Raw genomic sequence first — 21,881 nt, 5'->3', positions numbered from 1 at the left:
AACCGCCTCGGCGGCGGGCTGTCCGCGCCGGCGCTGACCGACAAGGACCGCGCCGACATCCGCACCGCCGCCGAGCTCGACGTGGATTACCTGGCCGTCTCCTTCCCGCGCGCGGCGGCCGACATCGAGCAGGCGCGCGCGCTGCTGCGCGCCGCCGGCGGCCAGGGCTGGGTGCTGGCCAAGATCGAGCGCGCCGAGGCGTTGCAGAACCTGGACGACATCGTGCGCGCCGCCGACGCGGTGATGGTCGCGCGCGGCGACCTGGGCGTGGAGATCGGTGACGCCGAGCTGCCGGGCGTGCAGAAGCGCATCATCTCCACCGCGCGCGAGCTGAACCGCCTCGTGATCACCGCCACGCAGATGATGGAGTCCATGATCCACAACCCGATCCCGACCCGGGCCGAGGTGCTGGACGTGGCCAATGCGGTGATGGACGGTACCGACGCGGTGATGCTGTCGGCCGAGTCCGCTGTGGGCGCCTACCCGGTCAAGGCGGTGGAGGCGATGGCGCGCGTCTGCCTCGGCGCCGAGCGCCAGCGCAGCGCCGAGCGCTCGCGCGAGCTGATGGAAACCCATTTCGCGCGTACCGACGAAGGTATCGCCATGGCCGCGATGTACACCGCGCGGCACATGCACGCCAGCGCCATCGTGGCGCTGACCGAATCCGGCAGCACCGCGCTGTGGATGTCGCGCCAGATCAGCGACATCCCGATCTATGCCCTCACACGCCACGAGCGCACGCGCCGGCGCATGGCGCTGTGCCGCGGCGTCTATCCGGTCGGCTTCGACGAGAGCATGACCGAGGCGGTGCCCAGCCCGGCCGATGCGCTCGCCTGCCTGCAGCGGCGCGGTCTCATCAAAACCGGCGACCGCGTGATCCTGACCCACGGCGACGCCGGCGTGCCCGGCGGGACCAACACCATGAAGGTGGTGACGGTCGCATGATCCCGCACATCAGCGACGACGGGCGGCAGATCATCGGCTGGCGCGAATGGGTCGGGCTGCCGGAACTGGGCATCGCGCGCATCAAGGCCAAGATCGACACCGGGGCACGCACCTCCGCGCTGCACGCCTTCGCCATCGAGCCCTTCACCCACCGCGGCGCCAAGCACGTGCGCTTCGGCATGCACCCGGTGCAGCGCTCGGAGGCGCGCGAGGTCTGGTGCGAAACCGAGGTAATCGACGAGCGCTGGGTGTCGGACTCCGGCGGCAAGCGCGAGCGCCGACTGGTGATCCGGACCGACCTGTATCTCGGCGACGATCACTGGCCGATCGAGGTCACGCTCACGCAGCGCGACAGCATGCTGTTCCGCATGCTGGTGGGGCGTACCGCACTCAACGGCCGCCTGTGCGTGGATCCAGACGCCTCCTATGTTTTCGGCAAACGCAGCTATCGCATCCGCAAGCCCTGAACCCGCCATGAAACTGCTGATCCTGTCGCGCAACAAGGCCCTCTACTCCACCCGCCGGCTGGTCGAGGCGGCGCTGCAGCGCAACCACGACGTGCGCGTGGTGGACCCGCTGCGCTGCTACATGAACATCGAGGCGCACAATCCCGAGGTGCATTACCGCGGCCAGGAGCTGGCCGGCTACGACGCCGTGATCCCGCGCATCGGCGCCTCGATCACCTTCTACGGCACCGCCGTACTGCGCCAGTTCGAGATGATGGGCGTATACCCGCTCAACGAATCCGTCGCCATCGCGCGCTCGCGCGACAAGCTGCGCACGCTGCAGCTGCTGTCACGCAAGGGCGTGGGCCTGCCGGTGACCGGCTTCGCGCACAGCCCGGACGACACCCAGGACCTGCTCAACCTGGTCGGCCAGGCGCCGATGGTGATCAAGCTGATCGAAGGCACGCAGGGCAAGGGCGTGGTGCTGGCCGAGACGCGCAAGGCGGCGGAGAGTGTGTGCGATGCCTTCCGTGGACTGGACGCGCACTTCCTGGTGCAGGAGTTCATCCAGGAGGCCGGCGGCGCCGACATCCGCTGCTTCGTGATCGGCGATCGCGTGGTCGCGGCGATGAAGCGGCAGGCCAAGGAGGGCGAATTCCGCTCCAACCTGCACCGCGGCGGCAGCGCGGAGGCGATCCGCATCACGCCGGAGGAACGCAGCACCGCGCTGCGCGCGGCCCGGATCATGGGCCTGAACGTCGCCGGCGTGGACCTCTTGCGCTCCAACCGCGGGCCGGTGGTGATGGAAGTGAATTCCTCACCGGGCCTGGAGGGCATCGAGAAGGCCTCCGGCAAGGACATCGCCGCCGAGATCATCGAGTTCATCGAAGAGAACGCCGAGCACGGGCGCACGCGCACGCGCGGCAGCCATTAGGTTGCCGTGATATCTACCTGCATATATACAGGCGGGAGGTATATAGATGTATATGCAAATATCCACTTGTAGGTGCTATATGGCGCTGCCCAAATTGAGTTAGCTCTCACATGGATGAGCCGATAACGCACCTGCACACGAATCATTGGGTTGATGCAGTGTCGTCCCTTGAAGCGGCGCAGGAGTACGCCGGCCGGGTTACCTCCGACGAACGTCAGTGGAAGTGGCTCGTAATCGCCGTGCACTGCTCGGTGCAAGGGTTCATGGCCTTGGCGCTCGAACACGGCAACGGTCTTTTGGTGATGAAAGAGGAAATTACCGCCAAATGGCTAAAGGCTCATGAAGCCGGCACTGCTTACCCTGACCCGAAGATGGACTACTTTCTAAATCTGTATGAGAAGGTGAAAAGCCAAGACGTATGTTGCTATGTCGGCAGCAAGAGCTTCGCCGCGACTGAATCCCATGACTACTGCATGAAGAAGCTTAATGAGCTCCGGAACGGCTTCATTCATTTCTATCCGCAGTCGTGGTCCATCGCGTTTTCTGGCCTCGCCAACGTCTGTCTTCGTTGTCTTGACGTCGCTGAGTTTCTTGCGTGGGAATCACAAACGATCATTTGGCGCGAGCAGGAGTTAAATGATCGAGCCATGGCGTCTATGAAGGTAACGCGCTCAACACTTCAGGCAGTGCACGAGATACTCAACAGTGAGGAAAACCGGGGTCAGAGTAAAATTTCACAGGCCGTATGTACCCCAGCCGTAAAGTGACTGTGCTCACTTGGCGCCCGCCCCCGTTGCTGACCGAGCTTGGCAAGCGCGGGCAAGAGTAGCGGCCGAGGCCATCGCCCCCACCCTTCCCTCCCCCATCAAGGGGGAGGGGATCAACAAGCAGGAATCACTCGATCGTCAGCGGGCCGGACTCCGGCAGCAGGGTGACGAGGTCGGGGCCGACCAGCTTCGAGGGCGTGTAGGCGCCGCCGGGCGGGTTGTTCCGGAGCAGGTGCTCCACCACCGCCAGCGAGCCGGTCACCGTCAGGCTATAGCCATTGGCGGTACGGATGCGGGCGGTTTTCTTCTCGCCCTTGGCATTGGTCGCTTCGCCCCAGACGTAGGTCGGCAGCTTGGCGCGCAGCTGCTCGCTCGGGCCTTTGACGGTTTTCTCGATGCGCGCCTTGATCAGGTTCTGTACGAAACCCAGGCCCAGCAGCCAGCGGAAGTAATTGGCGCGCTTGGCGTTCGCGATCATGGCCGGCGAGCCGGGGATATAGACCTCGATGTTGGGGATACCGGTCGAGTGATAGGCGGTGGAGACATCGCCCCAGGGGATGGTCATCGCGAGCTTCTCGCCGTCGCCAAAATCGATCTTGCGCACCTTGTAGGCCAGCGGCGTGGAAATGATCCTGCCGTCCTGGCGGATCTTGCCGCCCTGGGCCAGGCCCTCGACCGAGGTCTTGGCGGTGCCGGGCGAGAAACCCGAGCGCGAGTCGAAACCCAGCGCCAGGTGGGTGGCGTCGGGTAGCGCCTTCTTCAGCGCCGCGGCGACGCAGTCGGTGGGAATCACGTCGAAGCCGACGCCCGGGCAGAGCACCACGCCGGCCTGCTGCGCCGCGGCGTGCTTGGACTGCGCCAGCTCGAACACCGCAATCTCGCCGGTGATGTCGAGGTAGTGCGCCTTCGCCTTCAGGCAGGCGTCCATCATCGGCGCGGCGGTGGCGGAGAACGGCCCGGCGCAGTGCAGCACCAGGCCGATGCCGCGCAGCTGCTCGACGACGACGGCCGGATCGTCCAGCCCGAATACGCGCGATTCCAGGCCCAGTTCATGCGCCAGCGGCGCGATCTTGTCCGCGCTGCGCCCGGCCAGCACCGGATTGAGGCCGCGCCGGGCGGCCTCACGCGCGATCAGCTCGCCGGTGTAACCGTTGGCGCCGTAGATCATCCAGTTGTTCATCGGTATCCCCTGATGTTTGCATTCCCGCGCACGCGGGAATCCCGTTCCCCTCCCTTGCCCTCACCCGCAAGCGGGGGAGGGGCCGGGTGTGGATCCCCGGCTACGCGGGGATGACGGAAGTTATTTCTGCGCCGCCTTGAGCATCGCCATGCGCTGCTTCAGCTTGTCGCGCACCAGTTTATAGAAAACCTCCGGCGCGGCGCGCTTGAGGCGCCACTGCATGCGCGCGTCGTCGTGGGTGATGACCATGAAGCGGCCCTCGTGCACCGCGCGGTAGATGTCGTCGGCCACGTCCTCGGCGGTCACCTTCGCGCGCGCCATCACCACCTCGGTGAACTGCTTCATCCAGTCGTCGGCCGGGTTCTGGAAGGATTCCGTGAGGTTGGTTTTGAAGAACGAGGGGCAGGCGACGCTGACGTCCACGCCCTCGTCGATGACTTCCGCGCGCAGGCTCTCGGACAGCGCGATCACGCCGGCCTTGGCCACGTTGTAACTGGCCATGTTGGGCGGACAGGCGATGCCGGCGAAGGACGCGATGTCGACCACGTGGCCGCGCTTGCCCGCCAGCAGCATCGGCACGAAGGTCTTGCAGCCGCGCACCACGCCCATCAGGTTGATGTCGAGCTGGCGCGCCCAGTCCTCGTAACGCGACTCCGCCACGCTGCCGCCGCTGGCGATGCCGGCGTTGTTGACCAGCACGTCCAGCCCGCCCCATTCCTGGCGCACGCGGTCGGCGAGCGCGGTGAAATCCTCCACACGGCTGACGTCGCAGCGCTGGGCAAAGCCGCTGCCGCCGGCCTGCTGCACCGCGGCCAGGGTCTCCTGCATGCGCGCCTCGTTGAGGTCGGCGATGCCCACGCGCCAGCCTTCGCGCGCGAAGCGCAGCGCCAGGGCGCGGCCAAGGCCGCTGGCGCCGCCGGTGATCAGCACCCGTTTATCGGGAAAGTCTCGCTTCATGTGCGCCCCCTGATTCGGCTCGACTTTTTAGCACAGCCCGTGTCATTAATCAAACGAGCGCTCGCTCGATATTGACTAATAAAATCCTTTCGTATTAGCATCTTGCGCTAGTTTGAATAAAGTGAATCATGGCACATATCCTGCTGCTACGCCACGGCCAGGCCAGCTTCGGCACGCACGACTACGACCGGCTGTCGGAGCTGGGCCGGCGCCAGTCCCGGCTGCTGGGTCAGCACTTGCAGATGCTCGGTGCACGTTTCGACGCGATGTACAGCGGCAGTCTGGCGCGCCAGCAGGATACCGCCGAGCATGCGCGGCGCGAGCTGGGCGGGGAACTGCCGCCGCTGCAGGTGGATGCGGCCTTCAACGAATACGATGCCGACGGCCTGTTCCGGGCCTACCTGCCGCGGGTGCTGCGCGAGGATGCCGAGCTGGCGGCGAACGCGGCGCAGCTGTTCAAGAGCCGCAAGCTGTTCCAGCAGGCCTTCATGGCGGTCACCGGGCTGTGGCTGCAGGGCGCGCCGCCCGAGCGCGGCGAGCTGGAGCCGTGGACCGCCTTCGAGGCGCGCGTGCGCGAGGGACTGGAACGCATCAACGCCGCCCACGGCAAGGACGCGCAGGTGGCGGTATTCACCTCCGGCGGCGTGATCGCCGCCGGCGTCGCGCTGGCGCTGTCACTGGCGCCGCGCGACACGCTCAAGCTCAACTGGGGCATCTACAACGCCTCGATCACCGAGCTGGGCTTCCGCCGCAGCGGCACCTACCTGCTCGGCTTCAACAACATCACGCATCTGCGGCTCGCGGGCGATCCCGCGCTGATCACGCACCGCTGAGGCGCACGCAGCATGGCCGCCGCCCTCACCCTGCGCGACTTCAAGCGCCACACCGCGCTGTCGCTGCAGGGCATCTGCCGCGAGATGTTCCGCGAGGCCGCCGGGCGCATGCGCGTGCAGGGCGAGGCCGTGGCGGTACAGAACCTGACCAGGATCCTCGACGCGACGCTGGCGCTGGCCAACCAGAAGGGCTTTGCCGCCATGAGCCTGCGCGAGCTGTCGGCGCGCAGCGGGCTGTCGATGGGCGGGCTGTACGCGTATATTCGCAGCAAGGAGGAGCTGGCCGCGCTGATCCAGCAGCACGGCCGAAGGCTGTCGCAGCGCGTGCTGGAAGAGGCCCTGCAGGACATCGCCGCGCCGCGCGAGCGGCTGCGCGCCGCGATCCGCACGCACCTGTTCCTGAGCGAGACGCTGCGCGCCTGGTTCTACTTCTCCTACATGGAAGCCAGGCACCTGGGCGCCGAGGAGCGCCAGCGCGCGGTCGCGTCGGAGCAGGAAGTCGAGGCCCTGTTCCAGCGCATCATCGAGGCGGGCCAGCAGGCCGGCGAGTTCCGCGCCTGCGACGCGCAGCTGGCGGCGAGCCTGCTCAAGGCGCTGCTGCAGGACTGGTATCTCAAGCGCGGCAAGTACCGCGCGCGCGGCGTGGACGTGGAGCGCTATGCCGAGTCCGTAATCGACATGATGGAAAGAATGCTGGAAAAGAACAGAACAGGATGATCGTGATTTGACAGGATAAACAGGACTAGAGCTTTCTTGTTCCAAATAAAGAATACATCCTGGTCATCCTGAAACATCCTGTTAATCCTGTTCTATGGTTCTTGATCGGATGGAGAGCACATGGTCACTGAAGACAGCGCAACACAGGCCCGCGCCGGCGAGGAGCTCGACGCCGCACGTATCGAGGCCTATGTCCGCGACACGCTGCCCGAGCTGAAGGGCCCGATCTCGGTCGCGCAGTTCCCGGGCGGGCATTCGAACCTCACCTACCTGATCACGGTGGGCGACACCGAGATGGTGCTGCGCCGCCCGCCGCCCGGCACCAAGGCCGCCACCGCGCACGACATGGGCCGCGAGTACCGCGTGCTGTCGCACCTGCACGGCGTGTATCCGTATGCGCCGAAGCCCTACGCCTTCTGCGAGGACGAATCCGTCATCGGCGCCAAGTTCTACCTGATGCAGCGCTTCCATGGCGTGATCCTGCGCAAAGACCTGCCCAAGGACATGACGCTCACGCCCGAGCAGGCGCGCCGCCTGTGCGAGAACGTGCTCGACGCGCAGCTGCTGCTGCACCAGGTGGACTACGTGAAGGCCGGGCTGGCCGACTTCGGCAAGCCGCAGGGCTATGTCGCGCGCCAGGTGAAGGGCTGGAGCGAGCGCTTCGTCAAGGCCAAGACGCCGGACGTGCCGGGCTGCGAGAAACTGATGCAGTGGCTGCACGACAAGCAGCCGGGCGATTCCGGGCACGTGGCGATCATCCACAACGATTACAAGTTCGACAACGTGGTGCTGGACAAACACGACCCGCTCAAGGTGATCGGCGTGCTGGACTGGGAGATGGCCACGCTGGGCGATCCGCTCATGGACCTCGGCTGCTCGCTGGCCTACTGGGTGGAAAAGAACGACCCGCCGCCGCTGCAGCTGTCGCGCATGGGGCCGACGAACCTGCCCGGCATGCCGACGCGCCAGGAGCTCATCGAGCGCTACGCACAGAAGTCCGGCATCCCGATCGGCAGGATGGATTTCTACTATGTGTTCGGGCTGTTCCGGCTCGGCGTGATCGCGCAGCAGATCTACTACCGCTACTACCACAAGCAGGTGTCCGACCAGCGCTTCGCCATGTTCGGCCAGTTCGTGACCTATCTCTCGCAGGTGTGCGAGGGCGTGATCGCAAAATCCGATCTGTAACTACCTGACAAACGGGGCTTCACATGAAGAAAGATATCTTCGATCTCACCGGCAAGGTCGCCATGGTCAGCGGCGCCTCGCGCGGCATCGGCGAGTCCACCGCGAAACTGCTGGCCGCCTACGGCGCACAGGTGATCTGCTCCAGCCGCAAGCTCGACGGCAGCGGCGCGGTGGCCGAGGCGATCAACCGGGACGGCGGCAAGGCGGTGGCCATGGCCTGCCACGTCGGCGAACCCGCTGCGATCGATGCCTTCATTGACGAGGTGGCGAAGCAGTTCGGCCGCGTGGACATCCTGGTCAACAACGCCGCCGCCAACCCCTACTTCGGCCACATCCTCGACACGCCCCTGGAGGCGATGCAGAAGACCATCGACGTCAACATCCGCGGCTTCTTCTACATGAGCCAGAAGGTCGGCCAGCTGATGAAAAAGCAGGGCGGCGGCGCGATCGTCAACACCGCCTCGATCAACGGCGTGCGCCCGGGCCTGGGCCAGGGCATCTATTCCGTGACCAAGGCCGCGATCATCAACATGACCCAGGCCTTCGCCAAGGAATGCGCGCCGCACAAGATCCGCGTCAACGCCGTGCTGCCGGGCCTGACCGACACCAAGTTCGCCTCGGCGCTGACCAGGAACGAGCAGATCCTCAAGAGCTTCCTGCCGCTGATCCCGATGAACCGCTACGCGCAGCCCGACGAGATCGCGCCGGCGATCCTGTTCCTGGCCTCGGATGCCGCGAGCTACATCACCGGCAGCTGCATCACCGCGGACGGCGGCTATTTGAGCTAAAACGCCCGCGATCGATTTCACCCCGGCGCAGGCCGGGGTCCAGTGTCTCGACGCGCACGGCGCTGGATTCCGGCTTTCGCCGGAATGACGGGCGAAGATTCAGAGCGCTTCCTTTGCGCCGAGCGAGGCCAGCAACCCGAGCAGCTCCCGGGTCTTTGCCTGCATCAGCGCGGCGTCGCCGCGCGCCTCGACGTTGAGCCGTACCACCGGCTCGGTGTTGGACTTGCGCAGGTTGAAGCGCCAGTCGCCGCAGTCCACGGACAGGCCGTCCACGTGCTCGACGGATTTTGCCGACGGCGCATAGCGCGCCTCGGCGGCGGCGAGCGCCGCGTCGGGGTCGGCGATCTCGCGGTTGATCTCGCCGCTGGCCGGAAAACGCCGGATGCGGTCCTCGACCAGCTCCGACAGCCGGCACCCGCTCACGGATAGCAGTTGCGCCACCAGCAGCCAGGGCAGCGTGCCGTTGTCGCAGTAGGCGAAGTCGCGGAAGTAATGGTGCGCGCTCATCTCGCCGCCGTAGATGGCGTTCTCCGCCCGCATGCGCTCCTTGATGAAGGCATGCCCGGCCTTGGTCTGCACCGGCACGCCGCCAGCCGCCTGCACCACGTCCACCGTGTTCCAGACCAGCCGCGGGTCGTGGACGATTTTCTCGCCGGGATGCGCGGCGAGCAGCGCCTGCGCGATCAGCCCGACGATGTAATAGCCCTCGATGAACCGGCCCTGCTCGTCGAACAGGAAACAGCGGTCGAAATCCCCGTCCCAGGCGATGCCGAAATCCGCGCAGTGTTCGGTCACCGCACGCGCGGTGGCGGCACGATTCTGCGGCAGGAGCGGATTGGGCACGCCGTTGGGAAAGGTTCCGTCGGGCTGGTGATGGAGCTTGACGAACTCGAACGGCAGCCTGGCTTCCAGCGCGTCCACCACCAGGCCGGCGCAGCCGTTGCCGGCGTCCACCACGATGCGCAGCGGCTTGAGCACGGCGACATCCACCTGCCCGAGCAGCCAGCGCACGTAGTCGGGGCGCGTATCGGCCTGCGTGCGCCGCCCGCGCGCGGGCTGGCGCGGAAAGTCGCGGGTGGCGGCGAGCGTCTCGATCTCGGTGAGCCCGCTGTCGCTGCTGAGCGGGCGCGCGCCCTCGCGCACGAACTTGAGGCCGTTGTAGTTGGCCGGGTTGTGGCTGGCGGTGACCATGATGCCGCCGCCGGCGCCGCGGTCGAAGGTGGCGAAATACACCTCCTCGGTGCCGCACAGGCCGATGTCGATGACGTTGACGCCGGCCTCGGCAAGGCCCTGCGCCAGCGCGTCGCACAGCGCCGCGCTGGACAGGCGCATGTCGCGGCCCAGCACCACGCTGTCCGGCTGGATGAACTCGGCGTAGGCGCGGGCGATGCGCCAGGCAATGTCCGGGTTGAGTTCCTCCGGCACGCGCCCGCGCACGTCATAGGCCTTGAAGAAGGAATAATGTTTACCCATTGTCAGTGCGTATCGTCACGGATCCGCTCGCGCCCCTGCTCTGTTGTAGGAGCCTGCCCTGCAGGCGACCGGCGCGCTGTCTCGAGTGGTGCAGTCGCGCGCAGGGCGCGCGCCTGCATGACCAGGCCGTTTCACTTCGACGTGCGGCCGTAGGCGTCCTCGAAGCGGACGATGTCGTCCTCGCCGACGTAGGATCCGGTTTGCACCTCGATCAGCTCCAGCGGCAGCTTGCCGGGATTCTCCAGCCGGTGCTTCTCGCCGATCGGGATATAGGTGGACTGGTCCTCGCTCAGCATGAACTCGCGCGCGCCGCAGGTGACTTTCGCCGTGCCGCTGACCACCACCCAGTGCTCGGCGCGATGATGGTGCATCTGCAGCGACAAGCGCGCGCCCGGTTTGACCACGATGTGCTTGACGCGGAAGCGCGGCCCGACCGCGAGGTCCTCGTAGGACCCCCAGGGCCGGTACACGCGGCGATGCTCGCGCGCTTCGCTGCGCCGGGCCGCCTCCAGTCGCTGCACGATCTTCCTGACGTCCTGCACGCGCGACTTGTCGGCCACCAGCACCGCGTCGCGGGTCTCGACCACCACCTGGTCGCGCAGGCCCAGTGCGGCCACCAGCCGTCCGTCGCTGCGGATGAAGCAGCCGGCGATATCCTCGGCCAGCACGTCACCCTGCAGCACGTTGCCCTGCGCGTCGCACGCACCGATCTCCGCCACCGCGCTCCAGCTGCCCAGGTCGCTCCAGCCGGCCTGCATCGGCACCACCACTGCGTCGTGGGTCTTCTCCATCACGGCGTAATCGATCGAGTCGCTGCGGCAGGCGCGGAAGGCCTCGGCCTCGACGCGCAGGAAGTCGCCGTCCGCGCGCAGCCCCGCATGGGCGGCGCGCGCGGCGGCGGCGATGTCCGCGGCATGGCGCTCCAGCTCGGCGAGGTAGGCGTCGGCGCGGAACAGGAACATGCCGCTGTTCCAATAGTAGCCGCCCTCCGCCAGGTAACGCTCGGCGGTGTCGCGGTCGGGCTTCTCGACGAAGCGTTCCAGCGCGCGCACCCCGGGCGCGATCTCGCCGCCGGCCTTGATGTAGCCATAGCCGGTCTCCGGCAGCTTCGGCACGATGCCGAAGGTAGCGAACTTGCCATCGGCGGCCGCGGGCACCGCGGCGGCGACGGCGCGCGCGAACGCGCCCACGTCCAGGATCACGTGATCGGAGGGCAGCACTAGCAGCAGGGCATCGCCGCCCCGGTGCCGGGCGGCCTGGAGCGCCGCCAGTGCGATGGCGGGGGCGGTGTTGCGTGGCGCCGGCTCGAGCAGGATGGCCGGCGTGCAGCCGGCGCGGCGCGCCTGTTCCGCGACCAGGAAGCGGTGCTCCTCGCGCGCCACCACCAGCGGCGTATCGGCTTGCGGGATTTCGCGCAGGCGCAGGAAGGTTTGCTCCAGCAACGACTGCTCGCCGGCCAGGTTGAGAAACTGCTTGGGATGCAGCTCGCGCGACAGCGGCCACAGCCGCGTGCCAGAACCGCCGGCCAGCAGGACGGGGACGATCATGCGGCCAATGCTGGCGGCCCGGCGTTCAGCGCGCGGCCGCCCGTTCCCTGGCGATGAGCTCGTCGGCCACCTTGAGCATGCCCTCGGGGCCGAGCCGGGCGATGCTGATCCCGTACTTGCCGTTGACGGCCATGGCCGGCACGCCGGTCACGCCGTAGCCGACCTCGAGCTGCTGCGCGCGGCGAAACTTGCTGTCCACCGCGAAGCTGTGCAGGGTGGCGCGCATCACGCCGGGATCCACGTCCTGCTCGGCAAACAGCTTGAGCACGTCTTCTTCGTTGTTGAGCGCGCGGCGCTGTTTGTGGATGGCGTCGAAGATGACGGGGTGCATCTTGTCGAGTACGCCGAGCGCCTCGGCGGCGTAATAGGTGCGCGCCAGCAGCGGGCCGGTCGGGCCGAAGGTGGCGGGCACGCGCACGAAGGCCACGTCCGCCGGCAGCTTCTGCTTCCAGGCGTTCACGTGCGGCTCGAAGGCATAGCAGTGCGGGCAGGTGTAGAGGAAGATCTCGACCACCTCGATCTTGCCCGGCGTCTGGGTCGGCTGCGGGTTCGGCAGCACGACGTAGCGCTCGCCCGCGGCGGCCGGCGGCGGCGTATTGGCCGCCAGTTGCACGGGCGGATTGCCGCCCTGCGTGGCCGACGCCCCGGCGGCGGAAGGCGCCGAAGACTGCTCCGCGCTGCAGGCGGTGATCGGCAGTAGCGCGAGCAGGAGCCACAGGAAGCTACGACGCATGACGCTCTCCAGCGGAATCAGTGCAGGCCAGCGAGGTAGGACGAGACCGCGCGGATCTCCTCGTCGGTCATCTTGGCCGTGATGATACTCATCATCGGCGCCTTGCGGCTGCCGTCGCGGTAAGCGCGCAGCTGCGCCTCGGTATAGCCGGGCTGCTGGCCGCCGATGCGCGGGTAGGCGGAGGCCGCGACGCCCTCGCCCCTCGGGCCATGGCAGCCCAGGCAGGCGGGCACGCCACTCTCGGCATTGCCGCCGCGGTAAAGCTTCTCGCCCTGGGCGGCGAGCTCGGGCAGGGCTGCGCCCAGGCTCGGCTTCTGCTGCGCGTAGTAGGCGGCGATGTCGAGCATGTCCTGCTCCGACAGGTTCGCCGCCTGCGCCGCCATGATCGGATTCATGCGCTCGCCGCTCTTGAACTTCTGCAGCTGCTTCACCGTGTACGGCGCGCCCTGCCCGGCCAGCTTCGGCCACAGCGGATTGAAGCTGTTGCCGGCCGGGCCGTGGCAGGCGGCACAGGGGGCGGCCTTGGTCTCACCGGCCTTGGCATCGCCTTGGCCGACGGCCGAGGCCTGGGCACTGGCCAGCCAACCGGACGCAAGCAGAACCAGAAACGCGCGTTTCATATGACGTGTTCTCCCGCTGCCCGCAGGGGCAAAAAACTTTGGGTTGGACAGGAATCTCGGGGACGAAGATTGTATAACAGCTCGCAACGTCCCCGCCGCTGCCCGCAAAACCATGCATACCGCCCTCGCCCAGGCCGAATTCCTGACCAGCGCCGCCGATGCGCGCGGCTGGCCGCCCGAGTCCGGCCCCGAGGTCGCGATCGCCGGCCGTTCCAATGCCGGCAAGTCCAGCGCGCTCAATGCCCTCACCCAGCGCCGCCAGCTGGCGCGCGTGAGCAAGACGCCCGGACGCACGCAGCTGATCAACTTCTTCGCCCTGGGCACCCACGGCCGCCTGGCCGACCTGCCGGGTTATGGTTTTGCGCAGGTGCCGCCCGAGGTCAGGCGCCAGTGGGCCGGCATGATCGAGGGTTATCTGCGCGCGCGCCGCAGCCTGCGCGGCATCCTGCTGGTGATGGATGCGCGCCATCCGCTGACGTACTTCGACCGGCAGATGCTGGACTGGAGCGCCGCGATCGGCCTGCCCTGCCACATCCTGCTGAGCAAGGCCGACAAGCTCAGCCGCAGCGCAGCGCAGAAACAGCTGGCCGCGGTGCGCGCGCAGCTGCCCGCCCAGGTCAGTGCCCAGCTGTTCTCCGCCCTCGACGGCCAGGGCGTGGAGGATGCGCGCGCCCGGCTGCTCGAATGGCTCGGGCTTACAACGGCTTAGAAAGTTCTGATTCATTCCGTCACCCCGGCGCAAGCCGGGATCCTGGACCTTGAAAGTCGCTGGATTCCGGCTTGTGCCGGAATGACGAGCCGCTATAACCCGCAGAGTCCCCTAGGCGCCACGCATAAAAAAGACCCCGGTGGGTCGGGGGGGACCCGCCGGGGAACCTGTTCCGGTTTAGGGATACCGGATGGCTCGTCCGCCCAGGGAGGAGGGGCGGACCAGTGGACGCTGTTGCGGCGTCCGCAGGCTATGACCCGGCGCCCGCAAAAAAGTTCCGATCGTTTAATTTCAATTGGTTAGCCGGGCAGCCGGACAAAATCGGTGCCTTCGTGGGCGGCATCCCAGTTCGGGCCGATGCCGTAGTCGGCCTGCAGCGGCACCGCCAGGCGCGCGGCGGTGCACATGCGCTCGGCGATGGCCCGGGCAGCCTTGCGCAGCGTCTCTTGCGGCCCCTCGAACACCAGCTCGTCGTGCACCTGCATGATCATGCGCAGTTCGGGATGCTCGGCCGACAGCCAGGCCTGCAGTTCCACCATCGCCTTCTTGATCAGGTCTGCCGCCGAGCCTTGCAGCGGCGCATTGATCGCGGTGCGCTCGGCGTACTGGCGCACGGCCTGGTTGCGCGAGTTGATGTCCGGCAGGTACAGGCGCCGGCCGAACAGCGTTTCCACATAACCCTGCTCGCGCGCCAGCTGGCGGGTGTCGTCCATGAAGCGCTTCACGCCCGGGTAGCGCTCGAAGAAGGTTTTCATGTACGCGCCTGCCTCCTCGCGCCCGATGTCGAGCTGGCGCGCCAGGCCGAAGGCCGACATGCCGTAGATCAGGCCGAAGTTGATCGCCTTGGCGGCGCGACGCTGCTCGCCGCTGACCTGCTCCAGCGGCAGGCCGAACACCTCGGCCGCGGTCGCCTGGTGGATGTCCCGGCCTTCGACGAAGGCGCGCACCAGGCCGGGATCGCCCGACAGATGCGCCATCAGACGCAGCTCGATCTGCGAGTAGTCCACCGACAGCAGCGCGCAGCCCGGATCGGCGACGAAGGCCTGGCGGATGCGGCGGCCCTCCGCGGTGCGCACCGGGATGTTCTGCAGGTTGGGGTCGGAGGAGGACAGGCGTCCGGTCACCGCCACCGCCTGGTGGTAGGAGGTGTGCACGCGCCCGGTCTGCGGATTCACCCGCTCCGGCAGCTTCTCGGTGTAGGTCGAGCGCAGCTTGGCCAGCCCGCGGTATTCGAGGATCAGCTTGGGCAGCACGTGCTCGGCGGCCAGCTGCTCGAGCACGTCCTCCGAGGTCGAGGGCTGGCCCTTGGGCGTCTTGCCCAGCACCGGCAGCTTGAGCTTCTCGTACAGGATTTCCTGCAGCTGCGGCGGCGAGTTCAGGTTGAACGGCGTGCCGGCCGCCTTGTAGGCCTGCTCCTCCAGCTCGGCCATGCGCTGCGCCATTTCCTGGCTGATCTTCGCCAGCAGCGCGGTATCGAGCCGCACGCCGTTCTGCTCCATGCGCGCCAGCACCGGCACCAGCGGCATCTCGATCTCCTCGAGCAGCCTGACCAGTGACGGCGTCTCGCCGAGCAGCGGCAGCAGCATCTCGTGCAGGCGCAGGGTGATGTCGGCGTCCTCGGCCGCGTATTGCGTGGCCTTGTCCAGGTCCACCTGCTTGAAGCTGATCTGGTTCTTGCCCTTGCCGGCCACGTCCTCGAACTTGATGGTCTGGTAACCGAGGTATTTCTCCGCCAGCGAATCCATGTCGTGGCGCGTGGCGGTGCTGTTGAGCACGTAGGACTCGAGCATGGTGTCGTAGCGCACGCCGGCGACCTCGATGCCGTGGCGCGCGAGCACGTTGAGGTCGTACTTGATGTGCTGGCCGAGCTTGGGCTTGCCGGCGTCTTGCAGGAGCGGCTTCAGCCGCGATAGCACCTTTTCCATCGGCAGTTGCGCCGGCGCACCCAGATATTCGTGCGCCACCGGCACATACCAGGCCTCGCCGGCCTGCACTGCGAAGGACAGGCCCACGAGGCCAGCCTGCATCGAATCCAGCGCGTCGGTTTCGGTGTCGAGGCAGATCAGCGGCGCAGCCTCGAGCCGCTCGAGCAGCGCGCCGAGCGCGGCCTCGTCCAGCACGCAGTGGTATTTCGCCGCCGTGCGCGGGCCTGCGGGTGTTGCCGGCGCGTGCGGCTGCGTACCGGCGGCGGGCGCGGCCTCATGGCCGGCATCCGCCAGCCAGCGGTGGAAACCGAGCCGCTGGTACAGCGCGCGCAGCTTCTCCGTGTCCGCGGGCCGCGGCTTCAGCTCCGCCGGCTTGACCGGCAGCGGGATGTCGCAGCGGATGGTGGCCAGCTCGCGCGACAGCGGCAGGATGCCGAGGCTGGCGCGCAGGTTCTCGCCGATCTTGCCGCCGACATCGCCGGCTTTTTGCACCAGCGCATCGAGCGAACCGTATTCCTGCAGCCACTTGGCGGCGGTCTTGGGACCGACCTTGGGCACACCGGGGATGTTGTCGGACGCGTCCCCCATCAGCGCCAGGTAATCGACGATCCGCTCCGGCGGCACGCCGAATTTCTCGATCACGTCCTCGCGCCCGAGCCTGCGGTCCTTCATGGTGTCGAGCAGCTGCACCCGCTCGTTCACCAGCTGCGCCATGTCCTTGTCGCCGGTCACCACCAGCGCCTGCCAGCCCTGCCCCGCCGCCTGCGTGGCCAGCGTGCCGATCACGTCGTCGGCCTCGACACCCTCGACCTGCAGCACCGGCAGGCCGAGGCCCTCGATCAGCTCGCGGATCAGCGGGAACTGCGATTCGAGGTCTTCGGGAATCGGCGGGCGGTTGGCCTTGTAGTCCGCGTATTTCTCGTGGCGGAAGGTCTTGCCGCGCGGGTCGAACACCACCGCGATGTGCTCCGGCGAATATTCGCGCAAGAGCTTCCTGAGCATGTTGCCCATGCCGAACACCGCGCCGGTCGGCTGGCCGTCCGGCGCGGTCAGCGGCGGCAGCGCGTGGAAGGCGCGGTACAGCCAGCTCGAGCCGTCGATCAGAATCAGGGTGTTGCGCTGTGACATGGGCACATTGTCATTCCCGCGCAGGCGGGAATCCAGTATTCGGCGGGACAGTGCGGGTTGGTAGCACACGCCGCCGGCGAAGCCGCGCCCCAGCCCGTGAACGAACACGCGCAGCAAATATTGTGCTGGTCCGTCGGCTGCGCTTGTTGCGCTTTACGGCCCAAGTGTTTAACATGTTTACGTTGTTTAACATCGGATTTATGCCCATGCTGGGTGTGCGACTGGAACCGGAATTGGAAAAGCGGCTGGCAAAGCTGGCGAAAGTCACCGGCCGCTCCAAGAGCTATTACGCCAAGGAGGCGATCCGTCAGTTCCTGGAGGACCGCGAGGACTATCTGCTGGGCCTCGCGGCGCTCGAAAAACAGGAACCGACGCTGACCATCAGGGAAGTGAAGAAGCGGCTTGGCCTGGGACGTTGAGTTCAAGCAATCCGCATTTCGACAACTCGAAAAACTGGATCGGGCGATCCAGCGGCGCATCCTTGCCTTCCTGAAAGACCGGGTGACGGCCGGTGCCGACCCTCGCTTGCATGGGAAAGCGCTGCAAGGCGACCGCCAGGGACTCTGGCGTTATCGGGTTGGTGATTACCGCATCATCTGCGAGATCCAGGACCACCGGCTCGTGGTTCTGGTCCTTTCACTCGGCCATCGGAAAGAAATCTATCGGGGTCGTTAATACTGTCGCACCCCCACCCTAGCCCTCCCCCGTCGAGGGGGAGGGAACCAGAGACTCGCCGCGCCACAGGTCGTCCCGCGTTTCGCGCGCCCGCACGAGATGGGCGCGGTCGCCGTCCACCAGCACCTCGGCCGCGCGCGGGCGGCTGTTGTAGTTGGAGCTCATGACGAAGCCGTAGGCGCCGGCGCTGCGGATGGCGAGCAGGTCACCCTCGCGGACGGCGAGTTCGCGCTCGCGGCCCAGCCAGTCGCCGGTCTCGCACACCGGGCCGACCACGTCGTAGACCTGCGCCGGCTCGTCCGCACGCGGCACGACCGGCAGGATTTCCTGCCAGGCGTTGTACAGCGCCGGGCGCATGAGGTCGTTCATCGCCGCGTCCACGATGGCGAAGTTCTTGTGCGGGGCGTGCTTGAGGTATTCCACCCGCGTCAGCAACACGCCGGCGTTGCCGACGATCGAGCGGCCCGGTTCCAGCCACAGCTCGAGCGCACGGCCCTTGAGCTGCGGCAGCACGGCTTCGGCGTAGTCCTCCGGCCGCGGCGGGCGCTCCTCGCGGTAGCGGATGCCCAGCCCGCCGCCGAGGTCCAGATGCCGCAGGCGGATGCCGGCCGCCTGCAGCCGGTCGATCAGTTCCAGCAGGCGCTTGAGCGCATCCACGTAGGGATCCAGCTGCGTCAGCTGCGAGCCGATGTGGCAGTCCACGCCCACGATCTCGAGGCCCGGCAGCCGCGCCGCTTCGCGGTAGGCGGCCTCGGCGCGCGCGATGTCGATGCCGAACTTGTTGTCGCGCAGTCCGGTGGCGATGTACGGGTGCGTCTGCGCGTCCACGTCCGGGTTGACGCGCAGCGACACCGCCGCCGTCTTGCCCAGGCGCACGGCCACGGCGCTCAGGCGCCGCAACTCGGACTCGGACTCGACGTTGAAGCAAGCGATGCCCGCCGCCAGCGCCGCCGCCATCTCGTCCTCGCGCTTGCCGACGCCGGAGAACACCACCTTGCGCGGGTCGCCGCCGGCGCGCAGCACGCGCGCCAGCTCGCCGCCGGAGACGATGTCGAAGCCGGCGCCGAGCCTGGCCAGCACCGACAGCACGCCGAGGTTGGAATTGGCCTTGACCGCGTAGCAGATCCGGTGCGGCACGCCGGCCAGCGCGCGGTCGTACGCCAGGTAGTTGTCAGTGATGGCCGCGCGCGAATAGACGTAGCAGGGCGTGCCGTATTCCGCCGCCAGCCGCGCAAGGTCCGCGCCCTCCGCGAACAGCCGCCCGTCGCGGTACTCGAAAACGTCCATGGGGGCTCAGTCGCCGGGTGCGGTCGGCGGTTCCTGGGTCTGCGATTCCTGCGGCACCGTCCGGGCCTCCGGGTTCTTCTCGCCCGGCAGGTAGAGGGGGCCGCGCTTGCCGCAACCGCCCAGCAGCGCCAGCAGCAGGATCAGGGCCAGGGTCGGGCGTAACAAGGGCATGGCGGCACCATCGGATTCGCGGCCCCGGCGCGGGGCCCGTTCGGCCTGCATTCTAACCGCTGCGGCGCCGGCTGGCGCGGCTTTCAGCCCAGCCGGAACACGCGGCGCGCATTGCCGGCCAGGAACAGCCCGCGCGTCTCGTCATCCAGAGCCAGCTCGTCCAGCCCCTGCAGGCACTCGGCCGGCATCAGCATCGGATAATTGCTGCCGAACAGGACCTTACGCCGGCCGTGGCCGCGCAGATACTCCACCAGCTCGCGCGGGTAGCGGCTGATCTTGTAGGCCGAGGTGTCGATGTGGACATTGGGGTACTTGGTTGCCAGCGCAATCATCTCCTGCGTCCACGGGTAGCCGATGTGCCCGCCGACGATGACCAGCTCAGGGAATTCCAGCGCGACATGATCGAGATACGGGATCGGGCGCCCCGGCTCGGAGGGGCACAGCGGGCCGGTGTGGCCGACCTGCAGGCAGAACGGGATGCCCAGCTCGCAGCACTCGGCGTACAGCGGGTAGTAGCGGCGGTCGTCCGGCGGCAGGTTCCACAGCCAGGGCAGCAGGCGCAGCCCCTTGAAGCCGAGCTGCTTCACGCAGCGGCGCAGCTCGCGCAGGGCGTCCAGGGGCCGGGCCAGGTCCACCGAGCCGATGCCCGCGAAGCGGTCCGGATGCTGTTTCACCCAGCCGGCGACCTCGTCGTTGGAAATCAGCGCACCCTGCGGCCCGTGCCAGGCGGACAGCAGCGCGACGCTGACGCGGGCGGCATCGAGTGCGGCGAGGGTGGCCGCCAGCGGCACCTCGGGCACGGACAGGTTCCGGCCCGTCCAGCGCCGCAAGGAGTCAAACATCGGATGGCCGAGCATGCGCGGCGTCGGGTGTTGCGCCCAGGCATCGACGATGTCGGTTTGTGCGCTCACGGCTTTTCTTCCTTTTGCGGAGTTTGCCTGCGGCGCGCGCTGTGCTCAAATGACCGCCCGTCAGGGCGGTCACCCCGGCGCAAGCCGGGGTCCAGTGCCTTTGCATGATATGGATTGTGTCAGCCCCGCGAAAGCGGGGATCCGGTGCCTTTCAAGACCCTGGATTCCGGATAATCGTTGTGCGATTTCCGGAAATGACCGCCCATCAAACACGAGACATCCGATGATCAGTGAATTGGACTGCGTCGAACTGGAACCCGGGTCCCCCGCCAGGGCCAGCGTGATCTGGCTGCACGGGCTCGGCGCCGACGGCAACGACTTCGTGCCCATCGTGCCGGAGCTGCGGCTGCCGGATTCGATGGCGGTGCGCTTCGTCTTCCCGCATGCACCGATCCGGCCGGTGACGCTCAACGGCGGCATGCGCATGCGCGCCTGGTACGACATCCTCGGGCTGGACCGCGCCCTGCGCGAGGACGAGGCCGGCCTCCGCGAATCGCAGGCCCAGATCGAGGCATTGATCCGGCGCGAGAACGCGCGCGGCATCTCGAGCGCGCGCATCGTGCTGGCGGGCTTCTCACAGGGCGGTGCCATCACCCTGCAGACCGGGCTGCGCTACCCGGAGAAACTCGCCGGGCTGATGGTGCTGTCCAGCTACCTGCCGCTGCGCGAACGCTTCGCGGCCGAGGCCTCCGCCGCCAACCGCAGCACGCCGATCTTCATGGCGCACGGCGAGTTCGACTACATGCTGCCGCTGCAGCTGGGCAGCCTCAGCCGCGACCTGTTGCAGCAGAACGGCTATGCGGTCGAGTGGCACGCCTACCCGATGGAGCACCAGGTGTGCCTGGAGGAGATCCGCGACATCGCGGCCTGGTTGCGGAAGGTGCTCGCTTAAACCTCGAGCATGAACCGCTCGTCGGTGACGCCGATGGGCGTGCCGTCCGGACCGAAACGCCGCTCGACGAAGCGCACCTCGCCACTGCGGGCGATCAGCAGCACGGTGCTGGCACGCGTGCCGTACTCCGGGCTGACGATGAAGGGCGCGGACAGGAAGCGCTCCAGCTGCAGGCCGACGCCGGTGTCGGGCAGCTCGCCGTCCGGTGCGATGCGGCGCGAGGCCAGCACCTCGAACAGCGCCGCGGGCTCGAGTCGGTCCTGCTGCAACTGCTGCTCCAGGCCGGCGCGTGCGTGCCGCACCTTCGGCCAGGCCAGGTCGAAGGCGCCGTTGCTGATGCCGTGTACGCCCGGCGTGATGCGCTGCGGACCGAGCGCCCGGCTGCCGACGTACCAGAGACTTTCGGGGTCGCCCAGCAGCAGGTTGAACTCGGAGTAGGCGCCTTTTTCCTTCTCGATTGCTTCGGCGGCCGTTTCGGCGTCCCGGCTGCCCAGCAGGTAGTCGCGCACCAGATGGCCGCGGGAGCGCTTGCCGGGCTCGGCCCGCGAGGGATCGCGGTAGTTGGTGACCGCCGCGACGCGCCCTGCCCGCGTGACCCCGCACCAGGTCCCGCCCTGCGACAGGTCGCGGCCGGCCAGCAACTGCGGCGCCTCCGGCCAGAACTGCGCGGCCTCAGCCGGCCGCTGGTGAAACTCGTCACGATTGGCCGCCAGGACCAGTTCGTAGCGCGGATGGGCGCGCCAGGCGAAGGCTATCAGGCACATTTGACGAACGAGCCGGAGCGGATGGCCGCAGCTTGAGTCGCGGCTTCACGGCCTGTCAACATGAAGGCCATGGACCGCCCCGCGCTCAGCGCTTACGAGCAGGAGCAGCTGCAAAGGCTGCGCGCATGGCAGGCGCGCGCACCCGGCGGCTGGTTCACGCGCCGGCTGGCCGGCGCCACCGGCCCGGCGGCGCAGCTGGCGCAGAAACTGGTGCCGGTGTCGGCGCTGCGGCTGGCCCTCACCGGCGCCAACTCGCTGGCCGCGCGCCTGGCCAGCGCCGAGGCCGTGTTG

The 21,881-nt window shown here is 67.6% G+C and carries 24 protein-coding genes; 13 read left to right on the top strand and 11 right to left on the bottom strand.

What is annotated here, in order from left to right:
• From pyk to VNJ47_08910, 4 genes are all read left to right on the top strand, one after another.
• Positions 1-945: pyruvate kinase (gene pyk, locus VNJ47_08925; GenBank protein ID HXG28958.1), on the top strand; the 945-nt coding region annotated here is incomplete at its 5' end.
• Positions 942-1,412: an ATP-dependent zinc protease gene (locus VNJ47_08920; GenBank protein HXG28957.1), complete on the top strand. Its 471-nt coding sequence runs from the start codon at positions 942-944 to the stop codon at positions 1,410-1,412. The genes pyk and VNJ47_08920, both read left to right, overlap by 4 nt.
• 7 nt (positions 1,413-1,419) lie before the next feature.
• The gene (rimK, locus tag VNJ47_08915) at positions 1,420-2,325 is read left to right on the top strand and encodes a 30S ribosomal protein S6--L-glutamate ligase (protein ID HXG28956.1); all 906 of its coding nucleotides are present in this window, start codon (positions 1,420-1,422) and stop codon (positions 2,323-2,325) included.
• Positions 2,326-2,435: 110 nt separating this feature from the next.
• Complete coding sequence (locus VNJ47_08910) at positions 2,436-3,092, top strand: hypothetical protein (protein ID HXG28955.1); 657 nt, start codon at positions 2,436-2,438, stop codon at positions 3,090-3,092.
• A gap of 127 nt (positions 3,093-3,219) precedes the next feature.
• Here the strand turns inward: VNJ47_08910 and VNJ47_08905 are convergent, their stop codons facing one another.
• Positions 3,220-4,272: a saccharopine dehydrogenase NADP-binding domain-containing protein gene (locus VNJ47_08905; GenBank protein ID HXG28954.1), complete on the bottom strand. Its 1,053-nt coding sequence runs from the start codon at positions 4,270-4,272 to the stop codon at positions 3,220-3,222.
• A 120-nt stretch (positions 4,273-4,392) separates the two neighbouring features.
• On the bottom strand, positions 4,393-5,229 hold the full coding sequence (locus tag VNJ47_08900; protein ID HXG28953.1) for an SDR family oxidoreductase: 837 nt from the start codon (positions 5,227-5,229) through the stop codon (positions 4,393-4,395).
• A gap of 128 nt (positions 5,230-5,357) precedes the next feature.
• Between VNJ47_08900 and VNJ47_08895 the strand changes: the two genes are divergently transcribed.
• From VNJ47_08895 to VNJ47_08880, 4 genes are all read left to right on the top strand, one after another.
• The gene (locus VNJ47_08895) at positions 5,358-6,062 is read left to right on the top strand and encodes a histidine phosphatase family protein (GenBank protein ID HXG28952.1); all 705 of its coding nucleotides are present in this window, start codon (positions 5,358-5,360) and stop codon (positions 6,060-6,062) included.
• A 12-nt stretch (positions 6,063-6,074) separates the two neighbouring features.
• Positions 6,075-6,779: a TetR/AcrR family transcriptional regulator gene (locus tag VNJ47_08890; protein ID HXG28951.1), complete on the top strand. Its 705-nt coding sequence runs from the start codon at positions 6,075-6,077 to the stop codon at positions 6,777-6,779.
• Positions 6,780-6,899: 120 nt separating this feature from the next.
• The gene (locus VNJ47_08885; GenBank protein ID HXG28950.1) at positions 6,900-7,967 is read left to right on the top strand and encodes a phosphotransferase family protein; all 1,068 of its coding nucleotides are present in this window, start codon (positions 6,900-6,902) and stop codon (positions 7,965-7,967) included.
• 23 nt (positions 7,968-7,990) lie between these two features.
• A complete protein-coding gene (locus VNJ47_08880) occupies positions 7,991-8,755 on the top strand; it encodes an SDR family oxidoreductase (GenBank protein ID HXG28949.1) in 765 nt (254 codons plus the stop codon).
• Positions 8,756-8,854: 99 nt separating this feature from the next.
• Here VNJ47_08880 and VNJ47_08875 read toward each other — a convergent pair whose 3' ends face one another.
• The 4 genes from VNJ47_08875 to VNJ47_08860 form a co-directional block, all read right to left on the bottom strand.
• Entirely contained in the window at positions 8,855-10,228 is a 1,374-nt protein-coding gene (locus tag VNJ47_08875) for a phosphomannomutase (protein ID HXG28948.1), read from the bottom strand.
• 131 nt (positions 10,229-10,359) lie between these two features.
• Complete coding sequence (locus VNJ47_08870) at positions 10,360-11,775, bottom strand: mannose-1-phosphate guanylyltransferase/mannose-6-phosphate isomerase (protein HXG28947.1); 1,416 nt, start codon at positions 11,773-11,775, stop codon at positions 10,360-10,362.
• Positions 11,776-11,800: 25 nt separating this feature from the next.
• Positions 11,801-12,508, bottom strand: a complete 708-nt coding sequence (locus VNJ47_08865) for a thiol:disulfide interchange protein DsbA/DsbL (GenBank protein ID HXG28946.1) — start codon at positions 12,506-12,508, stop codon at positions 11,801-11,803.
• A 17-nt stretch (positions 12,509-12,525) separates the two neighbouring features.
• Complete coding sequence (locus VNJ47_08860; GenBank protein ID HXG28945.1) at positions 12,526-13,128, bottom strand: c-type cytochrome; 603 nt, start codon at positions 13,126-13,128, stop codon at positions 12,526-12,528.
• A gap of 112 nt (positions 13,129-13,240) precedes the next feature.
• Between VNJ47_08860 and yihA the strand changes: the two genes are divergently transcribed.
• Positions 13,241-13,837 carry a ribosome biogenesis GTP-binding protein YihA/YsxC gene (gene yihA, locus VNJ47_08855; protein HXG28944.1) on the top strand — a complete coding sequence of 199 codons (597 nt, stop codon included), beginning with the start codon at positions 13,241-13,243 and terminating at the stop codon, positions 13,835-13,837.
• Between the two features lie 299 nt (positions 13,838-14,136).
• Here the strand turns inward: yihA and polA are convergent, their stop codons facing one another.
• Entirely contained in the window at positions 14,137-16,890 is a 2,754-nt protein-coding gene (gene polA / locus VNJ47_08850) for a DNA polymerase I (GenBank protein ID HXG28943.1), read from the bottom strand.
• Between the two features lie 122 nt (positions 16,891-17,012).
• Between polA and VNJ47_08845 the strand changes: the two genes are divergently transcribed.
• Complete coding sequence (locus VNJ47_08845) at positions 17,013-17,309, top strand: ribbon-helix-helix protein, CopG family (GenBank protein HXG28942.1); 297 nt, start codon at positions 17,013-17,015, stop codon at positions 17,307-17,309.
• Positions 17,293-17,565: a type II toxin-antitoxin system RelE/ParE family toxin gene (locus VNJ47_08840; GenBank protein ID HXG28941.1), complete on the top strand. Its 273-nt coding sequence runs from the start codon at positions 17,293-17,295 to the stop codon at positions 17,563-17,565. Before VNJ47_08845 ends, VNJ47_08840 begins: the two co-directional genes overlap by 17 nt.
• A gap of 18 nt (positions 17,566-17,583) precedes the next feature.
• On the opposite strand, the gene lysA is transcribed toward VNJ47_08840, so the two are convergent.
• From lysA to VNJ47_08825, 3 genes are all read right to left on the bottom strand, one after another.
• Entirely contained in the window at positions 17,584-18,852 is a 1,269-nt protein-coding gene (lysA, locus tag VNJ47_08835; GenBank protein ID HXG28940.1) for a diaminopimelate decarboxylase, read from the bottom strand.
• A gap of 6 nt (positions 18,853-18,858) precedes the next feature.
• Positions 18,859-19,023 (bottom strand): lipoprotein, encoded by a 165-nt coding sequence (locus VNJ47_08830; protein HXG28939.1) that lies wholly within the window; start codon positions 19,021-19,023, stop codon positions 18,859-18,861.
• A gap of 83 nt (positions 19,024-19,106) precedes the next feature.
• Positions 19,107-19,934 (bottom strand): amidohydrolase family protein, encoded by an 828-nt coding sequence (locus tag VNJ47_08825; protein HXG28938.1) that lies wholly within the window; start codon positions 19,932-19,934, stop codon positions 19,107-19,109.
• A gap of 223 nt (positions 19,935-20,157) precedes the next feature.
• On the opposite strand from VNJ47_08825, the gene VNJ47_08820 reads away from it, so the two are divergent.
• Positions 20,158-20,826 (top strand): carboxylesterase, encoded by a 669-nt coding sequence (locus VNJ47_08820; GenBank protein HXG28937.1) that lies wholly within the window; start codon positions 20,158-20,160, stop codon positions 20,824-20,826.
• Here VNJ47_08820 and VNJ47_08815 read toward each other — a convergent pair.
• The gene (locus tag VNJ47_08815) at positions 20,823-21,590 is read right to left on the bottom strand and encodes an NRDE family protein (GenBank protein HXG28936.1); all 768 of its coding nucleotides are present in this window, start codon (positions 21,588-21,590) and stop codon (positions 20,823-20,825) included. The two genes, VNJ47_08820 and VNJ47_08815, sit on opposite strands and share 4 nt — an antisense overlap.
• 60 nt (positions 21,591-21,650) lie before the next feature.
• Between VNJ47_08815 and VNJ47_08810 the strand changes: the two genes are divergently transcribed.
• A partial coding sequence (locus VNJ47_08810; protein HXG28935.1) for a hypothetical protein occupies positions 21,651-21,881 on the top strand: 231 nt, incomplete at its 3' end.

The organism is Nevskiales bacterium (assembly GCA_035574475.1).
Classification (GTDB): domain Bacteria; phylum Pseudomonadota; class Gammaproteobacteria; order Nevskiales; family DATLYR01; genus DATLYR01.
The sequence above is the reverse complement of the archived record's forward strand: the minus strand, read 5'-3'. Positions and strand labels throughout refer to the sequence as shown.